The organism is Bacillus sp. F19 (assembly GCA_023823795.1).
Classification (GTDB): Bacteria; Bacillota; Bacilli; order Bacillales; family Bacillaceae; genus Bacillus_P.
In genome coordinates, this window is record CP085710.1 from 1,313,811 (window position 1) to 1,330,889 (window position 17,079).

The window sequence follows — 17,079 nt, forward strand, 5'->3', positions numbered from 1 at the left end:
CGTTGGGTGGTTAATTAGAATGTATAAAAATAAAAGAATAATAGTTTTGGTTCCTGCAAGGGGAGGGAGTAAAGGAATTCCCTATAAAAATATAAAGCTGCTTTTGAATAAGCCGCTTATTGGCTGGACATTGGAATTAGCGGGGGAAATACCTGAGGTTGATAAAATAGTGGTCTCAACTGATGATCTGAATATTTCAATCATATCTCAGTATTATGGAGCAGAGGTAATAAAAAGACCAGCAGAGCTCTCGGCAGATCACTCATTATCAATTGATGCTGTGAAACATACCCTTCAGGTGTTAAATGATAAGGAAGAAACTTATGATATTATGCTTTATCTTGAACCTACCTCTCCATTAAGAACAAAAGAGGATATATACGATTGTCTGGACCTTTTAATTGATAATGATCAAGGCTATACCTCTACAGCGACATTCTCAGAAGCTGAATTAAACCCTATTAGAGCATGGACACTGGAAGGCACGAAACCTAAAACGTTTATAGAAAACGCAGCTCCATTTATGCCCCGCCAAAAACTTCCTAAAGCTTATAAATTAAATGGATCTGTTTATGCTTTTTTCACTGATACAATCGCTGATAAAGTGGAGTCATTTCTGGATGACAGGACAGGGGGAGTCATTACATCTAAAGACAGAGCAATCGATATTGATGAAGAAATAGACTTTATCCTGGCTGAAAAGCTTATTGAAAGGAGTAACAAACATGGAGAATAGGCTGGACGAATTATTTTCGCTAAATGGGAAAGTAGCTCTTGTATCAGGCGGTGCGGGTTATTTGGGTTCTTCCATTTCAGAAACACTCGCAGAACTGGGAGCAAAGGTAATAATTGTAAGCCGTAATTTAACAAAATGTCAAAAAAAATGCGAAGAATTGGAACAAAAGCTTAATATTAAAAATCAGTTATTTAGTTTAGAAATGGATGTAACAGATTCAGTGAGTATATCTAAAGCCTTCAATGAAATTGAGAAAAATTTCGGCAGGCTGGATATTCTCATTAACAATGCATGGTCTGGCAATAAGAATTCATTTGAAAGTATTTCAGAGGAAGATTGGCAGTATGATATTAATATGAGCCTGACTTCCGCATTTAAATGCGTAAAAAAAGCCCTTCCATTATTAAAACAATCCAAAGGCGTTATTTTAAATATAACGTCAATGTACGGCCATACAGCACCTGATTACCGTATTTATGATGGAATTGAATTGACCAATCCACCAAGCTATGGCGCTGCAAAAGCAGGTGTCATTCAGCTGACAAAATATTTGGCAAGTTTTCTTTCACCCTATCAAATACGCGCTAACTGCCTGAGTCCAGGTCCGTTCCCTCATCCGGAAACTCAAAAAAATACCGCATTTATGAAACAGCTTGGTGACAAAAATCCTCTAAACAGAATCGGTGAACCACACGAACTAAAAGGAGCCGTGGCTTTACTCTGCTCAGATGCTTCCAGTTATATAACAGGACAGAATCTATGTGTAGACGGGGGCTGGGCAGTGTGGTGACCAAATTAGGAGTCATTGGGTTAAGTGAAGGCAATGGCCACCCGTTTTCTTTTTCAGCGATAATAAATGGATTTGATGAAAAATGCATGAGAAAATCTGGCTGGGACGTCATATATAACTATTTAAAAGTAAGGGATTCCTCTGAATTTGGTATTCTTGATGCAAAAGTCACTCACTGCTGGACACAGAGTGAAGAAATCACACTGGCATTATCTGAAGCTTGCAAGATTGATACGCCAGTTAAAAATATAGAAGAGATGCTCACCCAAATAGACGGTGTGATTATTGCAAGGGATGATCAAGAATCCCATTTTCCAATTGCTAAGTTATTTCTTGAGAAAGGAATTGCAGTATTTATTGATAAGCCTTTGACCCTTAATTCTGATGAACTTTCTTATTTTATACCCTTTATTGAGAATGGTTTATTGATGAGCACGTCAAGTTTTAGATATGCAGATGAAGTGAAAGAGGCAAAAAGACATTTTAGCTGCAGCCACCCGGCTTTTTTTAGAGGAACGATTCTAAATGATTGGGAAAAATACGGGATTCACTTAATAGAAGGCTTTTCAACTTTAACTGATTTCGATCCTAGTGCAGTGGAATATCAGCACGGGTATTTTGACTGCTATTTCATTTATTTAAAAAACGAAGATGTGATTCAAATAAATTGTATGGGAGATGCTTCTCCTCTGTTTCTAATGGAAATAATAGCAAAAAATCATTATTCCAGTTTTCAAGTGAAAGACAACTTTTCGATGTTTAAAAAGATGCTGTGGCATTTCATTTATTCCATTCGGACAAATATCCCGCCAATCGATGCTGAGATCACCTCAAATATGATGAAGGTTTTAATTGCTGGTACAGCCTCAAAAAAAGAGAAAAGGCGGGTGTTTTTACATGAACTCAAAATATAAAGCGCTCTTTTCACTAAAGGATAAGAATATTATTGTGACCGGAGGCTTGGGGTATCTTGGACGGGAGTGTGTGAGAGGGCTTGCTGAATTTGGTGCAAATATAGTGATTGTCGACCTTTATGAAGAGCCTGCAAAAAAGTTTGCAGAGGAAATTACTAAGGAATACAATGTTGCAGCTATCGGAATAGGCTGTGATGTTTCTCTTGAATCAGATGTCCAAACAATGGTTCAGCAAACAGTCCAGCAATTAGGCAAAATAGATGTGCTATTTAATAATGCTGCTTCAAAATCAAAGGATTTAAATGCATTTTATTCATCTTTTGAGGACTATTCACTTGATGAATGGAGAAATGTAATGTCTGTCAATCTGGACGGCATGTTTTTAGTTGCGAAACATACAAGTGCTGAAATGAAGAAGAATCAAGAAGGAGGTTCCATTATTCAAACATCTTCAATCTATGGTGTAGTGGGGCCAGACCATCGAATCTACCGAAATTCCCTTTTTTTAGGAAGAGAGATAAACTCTCCAGCTGTTTACTCTGCATCAAAAGCAGGGGTTATTGGTTTATCAACCTATCTTTCTACTTACTTAGCTAAGGATAAGATTCGTGTAAATACGATTTCTCCCGGAGGTTTGCAAACAGGCCAAAATGAGCAATTTATCCAAAACTATTCAAACCGGGTACCTTTAGCCCGAATGGGGGCTGTTGAAGAAATGGTAGGCGCTGTTATCTTTATGGCTTCAGATGCATCAACTTATATGACTGGCCAAAACATAATCCTTGACGGGGGATTAACAGTTTGGTGAAAAAGGAGAAGATTCAATGTATGGTGAGAATGAAGTCAATGACTATCATCTAATTAAATATTCTTTATTACATGATTTTTATCTTTACTTTTCTTCTTTAAATATTTTCGGACTGCCGCTAGCTCAATGTTTAACTGGAAGGTTTTTATTGCATATCCAGCCATTTGTTGATTTGAAAAGGAATAATCCTGCTTTTATAAGCAGAATTAGAAACCAGAAACAATTTCAAACAATGGGAGTGATTAATGAGATATTATCTTCAGTCAATGCGGTCACACAGGTTCCGCTGAAAAAATCAAAAAAGTCTATCCTTTTGTCCAGTGATTATTATGATTTTGCAGCAGATCAGCTCAAAGAATATGAAGTCTCATTTTATGGGGTTCTCTATAAAGAATATGAAAGCGGGAGTCCGTCAGATTTCAAACATTATTTTTTCCAAGATGAAATATTAAAAGTAAGCGGAAAAATGGTCAGCCAGCAAATACAGCTATTAAAAAAACTGGTGGAGAAACATTTTAAGACTTCTCCTGCGCATTATTATTTCAGTACAAGTTTATTTAGACAATGGTTTTTAAATGCAATTACCGGAATAATTAAATGGGTCTATATCCTCGACCAGCTTGTTTTGAAAACAAAGCCAGCTGTTATTATAGATCCTGCGGAAGCCAGTATATTTGGAACAATTCTTGGACTTTTATCGAAAAAATACCATATTCCATTTATTAATATGCCATTGTTGCTCGTTGGAGATCGCGCGGTCATACCTTCAAGGGCGGATTATTATTTTGTTTGGGGAGAATTCCAGAAGAATTGGTTTATTGAAAGGAATTTTAAAGAAAATAGGGTCATTCAAACAGGAAATATTAAATATTATTATGAAGGGAATAAACCTGTTTGTTCAAGGGATGAACTCTTGGAAAAGTTAAGTATTCCATCTGACCATCTTATTGCAGGTATTACAACACAGCCATTCTTCCAAACGAATCATGTACTTGAGGAATGGCTGGCCACAATTGATGAGGATCTCCCAGTTACGCTTATTGTAAAAAAACACAGAAATGATAAATATGGATACAGATTATTAGAAAGGAAAAAAAATGTGAGAATCATAGATTCTGACATGCAGCTCTATAATTTTCTGAAATATTTGGATGTTCTGATGACCGTTTCATCCAATACAGCAATTGAAGCGGCAATTATAGATGTGCCACTTTTTATACTTCAGCCTGATATTCCATATAACTATCATTTAAATCATAATTCAATCAATGCTCATTTAGCAGAAGCAAAGGCTGGGGAAATTATTCGAAATGCTGAAGAATTAGTTCAGGCATTATCAAATCTGTTGAAAGATGATGATTATTCTAAGCAATTAATAGAAATGGGGAAAACTTTTCTTTCAAGAACGTTACTAACAGTCAATCAAGCTCCAACAATTGCAAAAAGAAAAATTGAAGCAATCATTCAATCTAATATGTAGTCTTTAAAGGCAGGTGGAGAAATGTACGGTGAATCAGAGGCAAACGATTTTCACCTTTTGAAATATGGATTATTGTATGATTTTTATCAAATCTTTTCTCCAATAAAGATATATGGATTGCCATTAGCTCAATGTTTGACAGGGCCATTTTTAAATCATATACAGCGATTCGTTGATCAGAACAGAAAGGACAATATCCTTCTTTCAAAGTATAGAAATCTCAAAGATTTTCAGACGATGGAGGATATTAATCGGAGACTGATTTCTCTTGATGATATTGCGAAGTCCACTATTATGAAAAAAAATACTTCAATTCTAATGTCCGAAGACTATTTTGATTTTGCTGCAGATCATCTAAAAGAATATCAAGTTACGATGTATGGTTTTGAAACCAAAAGAGGGGTTCATCCGTTACCGCTAAAGTTCAGACAATTTAATTTCAATAAAGAAATTAAAAAAGTCAGCATTAAGGCGATACAGTCAAAAAGAAACTTAATTAAATTAGTCAATCGTAAGGTTAATAGACAATCCATCAATCGTTATTTTCTTACTGAAACATTTAAGAATTGGTTTATTAATGCCAGTATTGGAGTGTCAAAATGGGTGTATATGATCGATCAATTAATTTTAAGAACTCGCCCAACCGTTATCATTGACCCAGTAGAAGCAAGTATTTTCGGGACCATTTTAGGGCTTTTTTCAAAAAGGTATCAAATACCATTTGTTAATATGCCAATTATGCTAATAGGAGATCGCTCCCTTATTCCATCTAGAAGTGATTACTTTTTTGTATGGGGAATAAATCAGAAAAATTGGCTGCTTGACAGAGGAATTGAAGATAAACAAATCACTGTATCCGGGAATATAAAATACTATTACGAACTCAGGCAGCTTGCCGCAGAAAATAAAATGTTTAAAAAAAAATTCATAGTACCGGGAAATCATCTATTAGCAGGGTTTTCTACTCAGCCTTGTTTAGCAGCAAATCAAGAATTAGAGAGCTGGATCTATTCTATTCCTGATTCGATTCCAATTAGTATACTCATAAAAAAACACAAAAGTGATGAGTATCAATATCCCTTATTAAATAAAAAGAAAAATGTGGCGTTTTTAACTAAAGAAGATTCATTATATGAATTTCTGCACCAAATTGATTGTTTAATGACCATATCCTCCAACACTGCCATAGAAGCAGCCCTTTTAAGCAAACCGCTTCTAGTTCTTCAGCCGCCTAATCCTTACCATTATCATTTCAATCATAATCAGATTAATACTCATTTAGCTAAAGCCCAAGCAGGTGAAATCATTAAGAACAAAAACCAGCTGATACAGGCATTAAATCGTTTGGCAATCGATGAGGAATATAAAGTTCTATTGACAGCAAAAACAAAAAAATTTCTTGCTTATACAAACTATACCGTTGATCAGTCTCCTTTTATCGTCAAAAAAAAGCTGGAAGAAATAATAGGAAGCCATACCCAAGGTTAATATTTAAATCAAGAAAGAGGGGAAAAAATGTTTAATGTATTAATAATAGGTGCTGGCAATATTGGATTCAGGCACTTTGAAGGATTGCTTAATACAGCATTGCCGCTTGCTATTCATATTATCGATCCAAATTCAGATGCACTGAACCGTGTTAATCAAAGATATAAAGAATCAGCCACGAAAGAAAAGGCATGTTTTTATAATCAAAATGAACTGGAGCTTCCTGAAAAGATAGACGTTTGCATCGTAGCTACAAGTTCAAAAGTAAGATTGGAAGTAACAGAAGCAACTCTAAAAAAGACTGCTATAACCTATCTGATATTAGAGAAAGTTTTATTTCAGAAGGAAGCAGACTACGAAAAAATGTCTGATCTTTTATTAAAGCATGATGTTAAAGGATGCTGGGTGAATTGTCCATTAAGAACGTATCCAATATATAGTGAGCTAAAAGAGAAGCTGACAGGCAAACTGGAAATTAGCCTTGAATATGGGAAGTTCGGAATAGGCTGTAATAGCATTCATTATCTTGATTTGTTTTCCTATTTTACGGACAGTTTGAATATGAATATTGATGTCAGCAATCTTGATAAAGTTGTTCAAAGCAAAAGACAAGGCTACTTGGAAGTGCTTGGAACATTAAAAGCAACTTCACCTAATGGTGATCGGTTAATCATCCGTTCAAATGGAGATTCAACTGAAGAATATACCATTACAATAAATGTAAGTAACGAACAGTGGACGTTTTACCCGTTTACTGAAAAAATTGTCATTGTAAATAAGCTCACTAAAGAACAGAGTGAAAAAACGTTCTGGCTTCCTAAACAAAGTGAAGTGACAGGAATGATGATCACAGACATTCTTTTATATAATAAATGCGGACTTTTAGAATATGAAATGTCAAAACAGCTGCATGTAAACTTAATTAGGGAATTAAATTTGTTTTTTTCTAAAGCTTTTGGTTATGAGGTGACGGAATGTCCAATCACATAAAACCCATTCTTATTGTCGGAGCGGGCTATATGGGCAAAGAGTATGCGAAGGTATTGAACGGTATGAATCTGCCTTTTCATGTTTTTACCAGGAGCGAGAAAACAGCTCTTCTTTTCAAGCAAAAGGTTGAAGCTAAAGTATCTTTTGGTGATCTGACTGACTTTTTAAAACAAAACCCCTCTTTTGAAAAAGCGATTATAGCAGTTCCAGTACAAAACTTAAAGAATATTGGACTGGCACTTATTCAAAATGGTGTTAAAGAAATTTTGATTGAAAAGCCAGGGGCTATGAATAGTGATGAATTAGAGGAAATGAAGATAGCTTCCCAACAAAAGAATTCAACAGTATACATCGGCTATAATAGAAGATTTTATGAGTCGATAGACTGCCTTTTAACACATGTATCCAATAGTACACCTGTCAGATCCATTCATTTCGAATTTACAGAGCTCAGCAATCAAATTGAAAAAAGCAATCTCGATCCTAAGGTAAAAGCAAATTGGCTAATTGCGAATTCTTCCCATGTAATAGATTTAGCCTTTTTTATTGCAGGTAAACCTCAATCCATTCATTGCATATCATCCGATTCTTTAAACTGGCATCCTGCAGCAGCAAGGTTTACAGGGTGCGGTGTAACTGAAAATCAAGTTCTATTCAGTTATCACGCTGATTGGAAATCTCCAGGAAGGTGGGGGATTGAAATTATGACCGATCAGCATAAATTCTTTCTAAAACCACTGGAAAAGCTTTTCATCATGAGGCATGGTTCCTTTGAAGTTAATGAAGTTCAGCTTCATCAAGATTATGATACCCGCTATAAACCAGGACTCTATAAACAAGTGGAAGCTTTTTTAACAGATAAAAAGAGATTGCTCAGTATTTCAGATCAAATTCAAAAAATTAATTCGATTTATAATCCCATATTATTTGGTAATTGATTTATAAAATACTTATTCAGATTAGCTTGTCAAACCTTTTTGAAGAAAAACAGCCATTTTCCGTAAAAATAATGAGGTGAATAACATGAGGTTTACCGAATTAAATCGCACATGTGAGGATAGAGAAATTGAATAGAGAATACGATGAAAAAACCCTGCTTAACCAATATCCTTCACATATTTTAGAGAATCTGGATTTATTGCTGGCCGGAAAAATGTTAAATAAACAGTTAGATAGTCCGGTTTATAAAAAAAAAGCTTCAGATATTGCTGTAAAGCAAAGTCACTTTCAGAATAAATGGTACACATCGGACGCCCTGCTGTATTTTGGATGTTATAGAAGAGATTATGAACTATTTCTTTTTCCCATAGCGAATCGACTATCAGAAATTGGATTGTCTGTCTATCTTGTTATATATGATACGGCTTCTCCAAATCTCTCTATGCTTTCTAAAAAAGTAAAGCTGCTGTCTTATAAACACTTAATAAAAAAATACAATGTCCATAAAAATGCAAATCTCTACTATACAAATCATTTATTAAAAGGCATTGAAACATTCAGTTCAAAAATGGCTCTGACTTCTTCGCAAAAGAACAAGCTTTATGCCTTTTATAAAAGATATGCTATCGACTTTCTTTTAACTGACTATTTGATTCAAGAGACACGGCCAAAATGCATTTATGGTATCCACTTTCTTTTAACGCCTGGCTGCATCCGTGCTATTGAACATTCAAAGTATCCAATCATCTGCACATTAATTCAGCACGGTTTAATAGCTTCAGAGAAATATGAACGTCATCATTTCAAAGGTGCAGATCTGGTTTTTGTGTGGGGGGAATTCTTCAATAATCTTTTAAAAGCAAAAGAAAATGCTCCAGCTTCCATTGTTCTTGGCAATCCTAAACTCGAGCAAGCGAAAAATGATTTTACGTTACATAATAAAAGCATAAAAAAAGATGGGTTCAATATCCTTTATGTTCTCACGGGTTCTCTCCAGGATGAATTCAACAGCAAAAATTTAATCCTCTTTTCTAACAGCATCAAGAAAATGAACAAAATCAGGGTCATTTATAAGCTTCATCCAAACTCTTCCAAACGGGAGTGTGAATTCTTTATCCGCAAAGGAATCATGAAAGAAAATGAAATCATCAATGATGTGCCGATCCAGCTGCTAATAAATCAATCTGACCTGGTAATTGGAGATTATTCAACCTCGATCTATGAAGCAGCAGCTTGGAATAAGCCTGTTATTCAAATTCATCAATCCAATTATCCTGAAATCTACATCAAATTTAGTACCGTAAGTACACATGAGCAATTAACGAACCTTATTAACAGGCTTTATAAAGATCAGAAATATTACGCTGATTTTATAAAAAAACAACAACAGTCCGTTTCAGAATTATTCCTTCAAATTGACGGATCCATTAATAGAATTGCATCACACATTCAGTCGCTTATAGGGAAAAACTAGTAAGCGTCATAAATTAAGTAGTATGAATGTTTTTTGAAATTAAAGGATTTGCGATGAAACAGTTCTTTAAAATGGAATATCAAATGTCCTCATATACCAGCTATCATCATATTTCCTTTTTTTCTCATACAGAGCTCGTTTCTTATCAATGTCACTTTTACGCAGCATTCCCATCAACTTCGCTTCCTGGCTGAATTTAATAAGTTGTTTGCACTTTTTGATCCGCTCCTCATTGAAGTGCAAATGAGCCATACGCAGAAGGTTATAATTAACATGATTCCAGCTGAGCTTAAATGGCGGTGAGCTCGGTCTGAACACGTGCAGCACTTTAACCGCGGGAACGATATAACAGCGATAACCGAACAGCCAAAGCTTGAGGGAAATCTCTTCATCCTCGCGGCCCCATACCTGGAAGCCGCGTTCAAATCCATCGATATCCTCAAAAGCCGCGCGTGTAACAGCTAAGCAGCCTCCTGCAAGCAGGGGGGAGGGAAAGGGTGAATCTTTTTGTTCTTTATTCCATTCGATCTCCAATTTCTCATTCCAGGCAAATCCAAATCCAACACGGTTTGGCCGTTTAACATCTCCTATACCTGGGTTGACTGCGTCTGCTGTGCCTTGCTGTATGGGTTCAATCAGCTTTTCCAGCCACTCATCCTCAAAAAAAACATGGGCATCACAAAAAATAAATATGTCTCCGCTTGCAAGAACAGCGCCCGCATTCCGGGCATTAGCTGCTCCAAGCCCAGCGGTTCGGATCATTTTGATTCGATGATCTATGGTATGATCTAGAAATGAGCAGCACCCATCCTCTGAATGATCATCAACCACAATGATTTCAAACGGACAGTTTGTTTTTATTTTTAACGCTGACTCAATCGTATTCTTAATATGAATTCCTTCGTTTTTTACCGGCAAAATGACGGAAACGAGAGGTTTTGTCAATTTAACTCACAACCTTCCCATCAAGGCAAATGTCCTCCTTTAAGATATGCAGGGATCCTTTATCAGTTCTTTTCTGAAGGGATTTTCTCATGATAATTGCCGGAGAAGAGAATATTACGTAATGAAGATTACCATGTAAGGAGCTGAATTGAATGAACACAACAATTAAATGGAACGGGAAAATGAGTTTCTCAGGCACAGCGCCATCAGGCCATGAAGTGAAAATGGATGCTGCGGAAGACTTTGGGGGAGAAAATACTGGCGCCAGACCAACGGAGCTGCTTTTAAATGCAGTTGCAGGCTGTACTGGAATTGACATCATTTCCATCCTGCAAAAAATGAGGCTGAATCCTTCTTCTTTTCACATGGACGTAAACGGAACACGGGCAGAAGATCATCCGAAACTCTTCACAGCTATCCACATTCACTACGCTTTAGAAGGAGATCTTCCTGAAGATAAAGTGGTAAGGGCAATTCAGCTGTCCAAGGACAAATATTGCTCTGTTTCACAATCACTGAATGCGGAGATAACGGTCGGATATTCCATTAATGGTGAAGAAGGCAAACAGAAAATTTAGCGAAAAACAGAGAGCTGGCTAGTATAGCAGCTCTCTTTTACATTTATTAAAATCGTTCCCCCGTCATAGTGGACATGAACTTAGAAAAGAACAGACTGTAGTTGAGTTCAAATGCAATACGGTGTTTTTTCTCTTTTTCACCGAACTTCACATAGGGCCTGATATCGGCGATGCTGTGGCCTCTTTCCATGCTATCCTTTGATTGGACCACATATACTGGCAACGATCTGTAGCTCAGCATTTCCGGATGAAGCGGAGCCATAATCGTTAAGGCATCGTGAACTGGACTTCCGGCAGCAGCCGGATTTCTTTTTTTGTAAAAGGCATAATAGTAGTCTAGCAGAGGCTTTAGAATTTTAGCTTTTCCTATGCTTGCAATGTAATCGACCATTTCCTGATTGACAATGGCTCGTTCGGTCACATTTAAGGGGATAATCGTCAGATTGCTTGCGTGAGTCAGAACTACTTTAGCCGCTACAGGATCAGCATGGAAATTGGCCTCTGACACAGGTGTCACATTGCCAGGCACCCAAAAGGCACCGCACATGACGTAAAAACCTTTAATGCTGTTCATTAACGTTTTGTAGTGAATAAACATGGTCGCGAGTGACGTAAGCCTTCCGATGCTGACAATGGTCAGCTCTTTTCCATGAGTTTCAATCACTTTTGCTATTTCGAGAAAATTATCTCCCTTGCCGGAATACTCCTGCTCAGGAACGATGGGTCCCATTCCGTATTCTCCGTGGATCTCTGGATAATAGGTCGGATTTTCCCCTGTCATCGGAAGCTCTGCCCCTTCAAAAATGGGGATTTGATCGGATTGGTTAAATAAATCATGCAAATACTGGACACTGGCCATTGCATTTTTTCTTGAAATGTTCCCGTAATCAGCTACCACCCCGACAATCTCGATCTCATCATGCAGCGCTCCATATATAAGGGCAACCATGTCATCAATGCCGATATCTCCAAACAGCAAGACCTTTAAAGCCACTGGAAAGCCTCCCCCTATGTGACCATTATCTAAAGAAAACATTTTCTAATTCTGTATCCTTTTTTCTTATGTAAAATACCTCTTTTTTACGGCTGTTGGAAAATCACTTCCAAATACCTAATTCTCCTCCATGAAGCAAAAAAGTAAGCTGTTTAACTGGTGAAATTTGGCGTGGGAAAAATCAGCTGATAAATGACTGCTGACTTATTTTAATACAGAAAAAAACCGCTCTATTAAAATAGGGCGGTTTACGTGATCAGTTACATTTTAGGATTTGGTCCATATTTATTCGCATTCGGCTGACTATCCTGACAGCTAAATACAAGAATCACAATTGATCAGATCAGCGGGATAAGGTTGATTAAAAGCCACCATCCAGTTCTGCCGGTATCATGTAATCTGCGGCCTCCAACTGCCAATGAAGGTAAAAGAAATCCCATTCAGGAATTTCGAGTTTTTCATTTATTTATTCAGGATACTTTCCTCAAGCACAGCCGATTTATCACCATACACTTTCGTAATGTGGCCTTCTCCCCAGGCACAGAGTGAATCTAAAATTGTCTGCAGACTCCAGCCGTATTCGCTGAGCTCATATTCAACTTTGGGAGGAATCTGCTGATGGACAATCCGGTTAATGACGCCATCACCTTCAAGCTCCCGCAATTGCTGTGTCAGCATTTTTTGCGTAATATTTGGCATCAAGCGCTTCAATTCGTTTGTCCGTTTTTTGCCGTGAGTCAAGTGACAGAGAATAACGCATTTCCACTTTCCGCCAATGATTTCAAGTGTTGCTTCAACAGGTATATTGTATTTTTTTTGCATGAAATCCCTCCTATATAAATAGGCACCAAAAAGTGCCTACCGAACTTAAAAGTTCCTACAGCACTTAAAAGTACGTACTTTTCATGATGTCTGATATGTTTCATAATAACATTTGCCGGCTGATCTTTACCATACACTTATTTTTAATAAATATTCAATTTTTTAGGAGGAGAAAAGATGACTTTAGATAAAAAGAGAAGTACGCTCGCGCTGCTTGCATTAGCAGTCAGTGCTTTTGCCATTGGTACAACCGAATTTATCAGCGTCGGCTTGCTTCCGATGATTTCTGAGGATTTAGCCATACCTGTTACAACTGCAGGATTAACCGTTTCGTTATATGCAGTGGGGGTTATGTTCGGGGCACCGATTCTGACCTCACTCACATCAAACATGTCACGCAAAACATTATTGCTTTGGATTATGATTGTTTTTCTTATCGGAAATAGTCTTTCTGCCTTCGCAACAAGCATTGGGGTTTTATTAGCCGGACGTATTATCGCAGCCCTTTCACATGGTGTGTTTATGTCGATCGGTTCAACGATTGCAGCCGACCTTGTACCTGAAAACCGCCGGGCAAGTGCAATTTCCATCATGTTTACCGGTCTGACAGTCGCAACTGTAACAGGAGTTCCGTTTGGAACATTTATTGGCCAGCAATTTGGCTGGAGACTTGCTTTTATTGTGATTATTATTATTGGGCTAGCTGCACTTATTGCAAACTGCATTCTAGTGCCTTCTGATTTGAAAAAAGGCAATCACACAACATTTGGCGATCAGCTGAAGCTAGTAAAGAACGGCCGTCTGCTGCTTGTCTTTATGATTACAGCTCTTGGATACGGCGGAACATTCGTTGTCTTTACGTACCTATCACCGCTGCTACAAAATGTAACAGGCTTTAAAGAAGGAACAGTAGCGATTATTTTACTTGTTTATGGAATTGCGATCGCCATCGGAAATATGATTGGAGGAAAGCTTTCGAATAAAAATCCGATTAAGGCCTTATTCTATATGTTTATTGTGCAGGCTATCGTACTATTTGTGTTAACCTTTACGGCTCCATTTAAAATTGCAGGTTTGCTGACGATTTTATTGATGGGACTATTTGCTTTTATGAACGTGCCTGGATTGCAGGTTTATGTCGTCATGCTTGCGGAGCGCTTTGTGCCAAGTGCTGTTGATGTGGCATCTGCGATCAATATTGCTGCGTTTAATGCAGGAATTGCGATTGGCGCTTTCTTGGGTGGCATTATTACGGATTCAATTGGCCTGATTCACACTGCTTGGATCGGAGGATTCATGGTTTTGGGCGCCGTTATTCTTACGGGCTGGAGCCGTGCACTAGAGAGTAAAGATCAGAAAATGCAAGGGAAAAAACTAGCCGGATAACTTACCTAAAATACAGGAGGATTTGAATATGATGAACAACTTACAAAGTACAACAACTCTGCATAACGGTGTGAAAATGCCATGGTTCGGGCTTGGCGTATTTAAAGTAGAAGAAGGACCAGAGCTTGTAAATGCTGTAAAAGCAGCCATTAAACATGGATACCGCAGTATTGATACGGCTGCTATTTATGAAAACGAAGAAGGCGTCGGACAAGGAATACGTGAAGGGATAGCTGAAGCTGGTATCCGCAGAGAAGATCTATTTGTCACATCGAAGGTCTGGAACGCGGATTTAAGTTACGATAAAACGCTCGCAGCTTATGAAACGAGCTTAACTAAACTTGGTTTAGACTACTTGGATTTGTACCTGATTCACTGGCCGGCAGAAGGCAAATATAAGGAAGCATGGAGAGCGCTTGAATCTCTTTATAAGAGTGGAAAAATAAAAGCGATAGGCGTAAGCAATTTCCAAACTCATCATTTGGAAAGCCTGATGGAAGATGCAGAAATCAAACCAATGATTAACCAAGTGGAATTTCATCCGCGTCTGACTCAAAAAACTCTTCTATCGTTTTGCAGGGACCATGGTATTCAGATTGAAGCATGGTCTCCTTTGATGCAGGGCCAATTATTGAATCATCCGCAGCTGCAGGAAATTGCAAATAAATACAAGAAATCAATTGCCCAAATTATTCTGCGCTGGGACCTTCAAAACGGAGTGATCACGATTCCAAAATCAACAAAAGAGGAACGCATCATCCAGAATGCAGCGATCTTTGATTTTGAGTTAACAGAAGGGGACATGGCTCTTATTGATGGATTGAATAAAAATGAACGAGTTGGTCCTGATCCTGACAATTTTGATTTTTAATAGTGAACATATCCGTTTCAGATAAAAACAAGCTGCGAACACGTTCACTGTTACCCTAATTTTTATTAAAAATCGGACGCGTTTCTCTAACAGAGGGTACTGCAAAATGAATACATTTTATGGAAAAGACGCCTGTTTGGCGTTTTTTTTGTTAAAATAAAGGTATATATTACTAATTTTAGGAGCTAACTAGTATGTTAAAAAACCATAAACAAACTTCGCTTTCTTTTCATTCAGAATTGTATTCTTTAGTACCTGAGAATCACTTACTTAAAAGAATTCATGCTAATGTAGACTTTTCATTTATTAATGATTTAGTAAAGGACTCTTATTGTATATTTTATGGTAGACCTGCAAATGAGCCTGAATTGTTATTTCGCCTACTATTCCTTCAATTTTTGTATAATTTATCAGATGAAAGAGTAATAGAAGATTCTCAATATAATCTAGCTTATAAATGGTTTTTAGGATTAAACCCTGAAGATGTTCTACCTGATCCTTCTCAACTGAGTCGATTTCGCCGTCATCGTTTAGGCGTTAGTCAAATAGAAAAAGTATTGGAGCATATTGTAAAGCAGTGTGTTGAAAAGGGATTAATACAATCTAAGGCCTTAATTATTGATTCTACTCATTCATTGGCAAACTCTGTGAAAGATAAGCCATTAGATGTTCTTAAAAAAGCCTCTAACCGGCTCTTAAAGGGGATAAAAAAACAGTACAGCCTCTTATATGAAAAGCTCCCAAGGTTCCCTAAACTAGAAGGGACTGATGAAGAAAAATCCAAACAACTTCTTCATTATTTATCAGAATTAACAGATCAATTGGAGGAACAGATTCCAAATGTAGCAGGAAATTTAAAGGAGAAATTAGAAATTGCCAAGCAGATCGTAAAAGATGAACGACTTTTAACGAACAAAGGAATACAATCTGCAGTAGACCCTGATGCCCGATTTGGACGTAAATCAAATTCCAAATCTTTTTACGGATACAAAAATCATATTGCGATGACAGAAGAAGAAATTATTACTGCCGTTCATGTAACACCTGGTAATGAAGTCGATGGAAAGCAGCTTCAACCCCTAGTAAACAAAACAGTGGAACAAGAACTGATTGTTGAAGAAGTACTGGCAGATACTGCTTATTCGAGTAAAGATAATCTAAGATTTCTTCAAAAAGAAGAGATCGATGCTTCCATCCCATTAAATCCTATCGTATATGGAAAACGAGAAGAGGATCTCTTTCAATATGAGAAGGAGAATAGTAAAGTTATTTGCCCGGCTGGGCATACAAGTATAGGCAAAACCAAAAAAAGTAGACAGGCAACTAGTAGAAATCCTTACTATAAGTTTTACTTCGATACAAGTATCTGTCGACAATGTCCACTAAGTGAAGGCTGTTATAACAACACTAAAGAGAAGGCTTACACGGTTACAATCAAGTCGGAGGAACATCAAAAACAAATAGCTTATTTGGAATCGGATAAGTATCGTCAACGAAAAAACGTACGAAGTAGAATTGAACATAAAAACGCTGAATTAAAAAATGCACATGGAATGACCAGGGCAAAATACCGTGGTCAATTTGGCATGCAGATACAAACATTTCTGACAGCTTTTGTAGTTAATGTGAAAAGGATGATTAAACTTCAAGAAGCTCCTAACAAGGAATGCGTCCTGTTTCATTTATTGGCTATTTTCCCTGGGGTTACCCTTATTAGTAGTTAATTTTTGCTCTATAATAAAAGAGTATCAAGGAAAATATTGTTAGTCTTCAATTAAGTCTTTGTTGACGAACGTTTGTTCTGTGTTGTAAAATGCATTTATGGGTAATAATGTGACAGTGGTTACAGCCATTGACAATTCAA

General features: G+C 37.2%; 16 protein-coding genes and 1 pseudogene. 13 read left to right on the forward strand and 4 right to left on the reverse strand.

Annotation, left to right across the window (positions count from 1 at the left end):
• Positions 1-19: 19 nt before the first annotated feature.
• From LIT25_06690 to LIT25_06730, 9 genes are all read left to right on the forward strand, one after another.
• The gene (locus tag LIT25_06690; protein USK35018.1) at positions 20-736 is read left to right on the forward strand and encodes an acylneuraminate cytidylyltransferase family protein; all 717 of its coding nucleotides are present in this window, start codon (positions 20-22) and stop codon (positions 734-736) included.
• A complete protein-coding gene (locus tag LIT25_06695) occupies positions 726-1,526 on the forward strand; it encodes an SDR family oxidoreductase (protein USK35019.1) in 801 nt (266 codons plus the stop codon). The genes LIT25_06690 and LIT25_06695 overlap by 11 nt, the downstream gene beginning before the upstream one ends.
• On the forward strand, positions 1,520-2,440 hold the full coding sequence (locus LIT25_06700; GenBank protein USK35020.1) for a Gfo/Idh/MocA family oxidoreductase: 921 nt from the start codon (positions 1,520-1,522) through the stop codon (positions 2,438-2,440). The genes LIT25_06695 and LIT25_06700 overlap by 7 nt, the downstream gene beginning before the upstream one ends.
• On the forward strand, positions 2,424-3,248 hold the full coding sequence (locus tag LIT25_06705) for an SDR family oxidoreductase (GenBank protein ID USK35021.1): 825 nt from the start codon (positions 2,424-2,426) through the stop codon (positions 3,246-3,248). Before LIT25_06700 ends, LIT25_06705 begins: the two co-directional genes overlap by 17 nt.
• Positions 3,249-3,264: 16 nt before the next feature.
• A complete protein-coding gene (locus tag LIT25_06710) occupies positions 3,265-4,728 on the forward strand; it encodes a CDP-glycerol glycerophosphotransferase family protein (protein ID USK35022.1) in 1,464 nt (487 codons plus the stop codon).
• A 21-nt stretch (positions 4,729-4,749) separates the two neighbouring features.
• Positions 4,750-6,216 (forward strand): CDP-glycerol glycerophosphotransferase family protein, encoded by a 1,467-nt coding sequence (locus tag LIT25_06715; protein ID USK35023.1) that lies wholly within the window; start codon positions 4,750-4,752, stop codon positions 6,214-6,216.
• Between the two features lie 27 nt (positions 6,217-6,243).
• A complete protein-coding gene (locus LIT25_06720) occupies positions 6,244-7,206 on the forward strand; it encodes a Gfo/Idh/MocA family oxidoreductase (GenBank protein ID USK35024.1) in 963 nt (320 codons plus the stop codon).
• Complete coding sequence (locus tag LIT25_06725; protein USK35025.1) at positions 7,191-8,144, forward strand: Gfo/Idh/MocA family oxidoreductase; 954 nt, start codon at positions 7,191-7,193, stop codon at positions 8,142-8,144. Before LIT25_06720 ends, LIT25_06725 begins: the two co-directional genes overlap by 16 nt.
• A 128-nt stretch (positions 8,145-8,272) precedes the next feature.
• Positions 8,273-9,619, forward strand: a complete 1,347-nt coding sequence (locus LIT25_06730) for a CDP-glycerol glycerophosphotransferase family protein (GenBank protein ID USK35026.1) — start codon at positions 8,273-8,275, stop codon at positions 9,617-9,619.
• Between the two features lie 66 nt (positions 9,620-9,685).
• On the opposite strand, the gene LIT25_06735 is transcribed toward LIT25_06730, so the two are convergent.
• A complete protein-coding gene (locus tag LIT25_06735; GenBank protein ID USK35027.1) occupies positions 9,686-10,564 on the reverse strand; it encodes a glycosyltransferase in 879 nt (292 codons plus the stop codon).
• Positions 10,565-10,716: 152 nt separating this feature from the next.
• Between LIT25_06735 and LIT25_06740 the strand changes: the two genes are divergently transcribed.
• Positions 10,717-11,142 carry an OsmC family protein gene (locus tag LIT25_06740; GenBank protein USK35028.1) on the forward strand — a complete coding sequence of 142 codons (426 nt, stop codon included), beginning with the start codon at positions 10,717-10,719 and terminating at the stop codon, positions 11,140-11,142.
• Positions 11,143-11,188: 46 nt separating this feature from the next.
• On the opposite strand, the gene LIT25_06745 is transcribed toward LIT25_06740, so the two are convergent.
• The 3 genes and pseudogenes from LIT25_06745 to LIT25_06755 form a co-directional block, all read right to left on the reverse strand.
• Positions 11,189-12,136, reverse strand: a complete 948-nt coding sequence (locus LIT25_06745) for a nucleoside hydrolase (GenBank protein ID USK35029.1) — start codon at positions 12,134-12,136, stop codon at positions 11,189-11,191.
• A 260-nt stretch (positions 12,137-12,396) separates the two neighbouring features.
• A pseudogene (locus LIT25_06750) lies at positions 12,397-12,567 on the reverse strand (DUF805 domain-containing protein).
• Positions 12,568-12,598: 31 nt separating this feature from the next.
• Entirely contained in the window at positions 12,599-12,958 is a 360-nt protein-coding gene (locus tag LIT25_06755) for a helix-turn-helix transcriptional regulator (GenBank protein ID USK35030.1), read from the reverse strand.
• Between the two features lie 177 nt (positions 12,959-13,135).
• On the opposite strand from LIT25_06755, the gene LIT25_06760 reads away from it, so the two are divergent.
• The 3 genes from LIT25_06760 (at position 13,136) to LIT25_06770 (ending at position 16,939) form a co-directional block, all read left to right on the forward strand.
• Complete coding sequence (locus tag LIT25_06760) at positions 13,136-14,344, forward strand: MFS transporter (protein USK35031.1); 1,209 nt, start codon at positions 13,136-13,138, stop codon at positions 14,342-14,344.
• A gap of 28 nt (positions 14,345-14,372) precedes the next feature.
• The gene (locus LIT25_06765; GenBank protein USK35032.1) at positions 14,373-15,215 is read left to right on the forward strand and encodes an aldo/keto reductase; all 843 of its coding nucleotides are present in this window, start codon (positions 14,373-14,375) and stop codon (positions 15,213-15,215) included.
• A gap of 194 nt (positions 15,216-15,409) precedes the next feature.
• A complete protein-coding gene (locus LIT25_06770) occupies positions 15,410-16,939 on the forward strand; it encodes an IS1182 family transposase (protein ID USK35033.1) in 1,530 nt (509 codons plus the stop codon).
• Positions 16,940-17,079: the final 140 nt, after the last annotated feature.

Excerpts from the sequence above, each read along its gene's own strand:
- LIT25_06690 (USK35018.1), top strand. The coding sequence starts at position 20 with ATGTATAAAAATAAAAGAATAATAGTTTTGGTTCCTGCAAGGGGAGGG.
- LIT25_06695 (USK35019.1), top strand. The coding sequence starts at position 726 with ATGGAGAATAGGCTGGACGAATTATTTTCGCTAAATGGGAAAGTAGCT.
- LIT25_06705 (USK35021.1), top strand. The coding sequence starts at position 2,424 with ATGAACTCAAAATATAAAGCGCTCTTTTCACTAAAGGATAAGAATATT.
- LIT25_06710 (USK35022.1), top strand. The coding sequence starts at position 3,265 with ATGTATGGTGAGAATGAAGTCAATGACTATCATCTAATTAAATATTCT.
- LIT25_06715 (USK35023.1), top strand. The coding sequence starts at position 4,750 with ATGTACGGTGAATCAGAGGCAAACGATTTTCACCTTTTGAAATATGGA.
- LIT25_06720 (USK35024.1), top strand. The coding sequence starts at position 6,244 with ATGTTTAATGTATTAATAATAGGTGCTGGCAATATTGGATTCAGGCAC.
- LIT25_06725 (USK35025.1), top strand. The coding sequence starts at position 7,191 with ATGTCCAATCACATAAAACCCATTCTTATTGTCGGAGCGGGCTATATG.
- LIT25_06740 (USK35028.1), top strand. The coding sequence starts at position 10,717 with ATGAACACAACAATTAAATGGAACGGGAAAATGAGTTTCTCAGGCACA.
- LIT25_06755 (USK35030.1), bottom strand. The coding sequence starts at position 12,958 with ATGCAAAAAAAATACAATATACCTGTTGAAGCAACACTTGAAATCATT.
- LIT25_06760 (USK35031.1), top strand. The coding sequence starts at position 13,136 with ATGACTTTAGATAAAAAGAGAAGTACGCTCGCGCTGCTTGCATTAGCA.
- LIT25_06765 (USK35032.1), top strand. The coding sequence starts at position 14,373 with ATGATGAACAACTTACAAAGTACAACAACTCTGCATAACGGTGTGAAA.
- LIT25_06770 (USK35033.1), top strand. The coding sequence starts at position 15,410 with ATGTTAAAAAACCATAAACAAACTTCGCTTTCTTTTCATTCAGAATTG.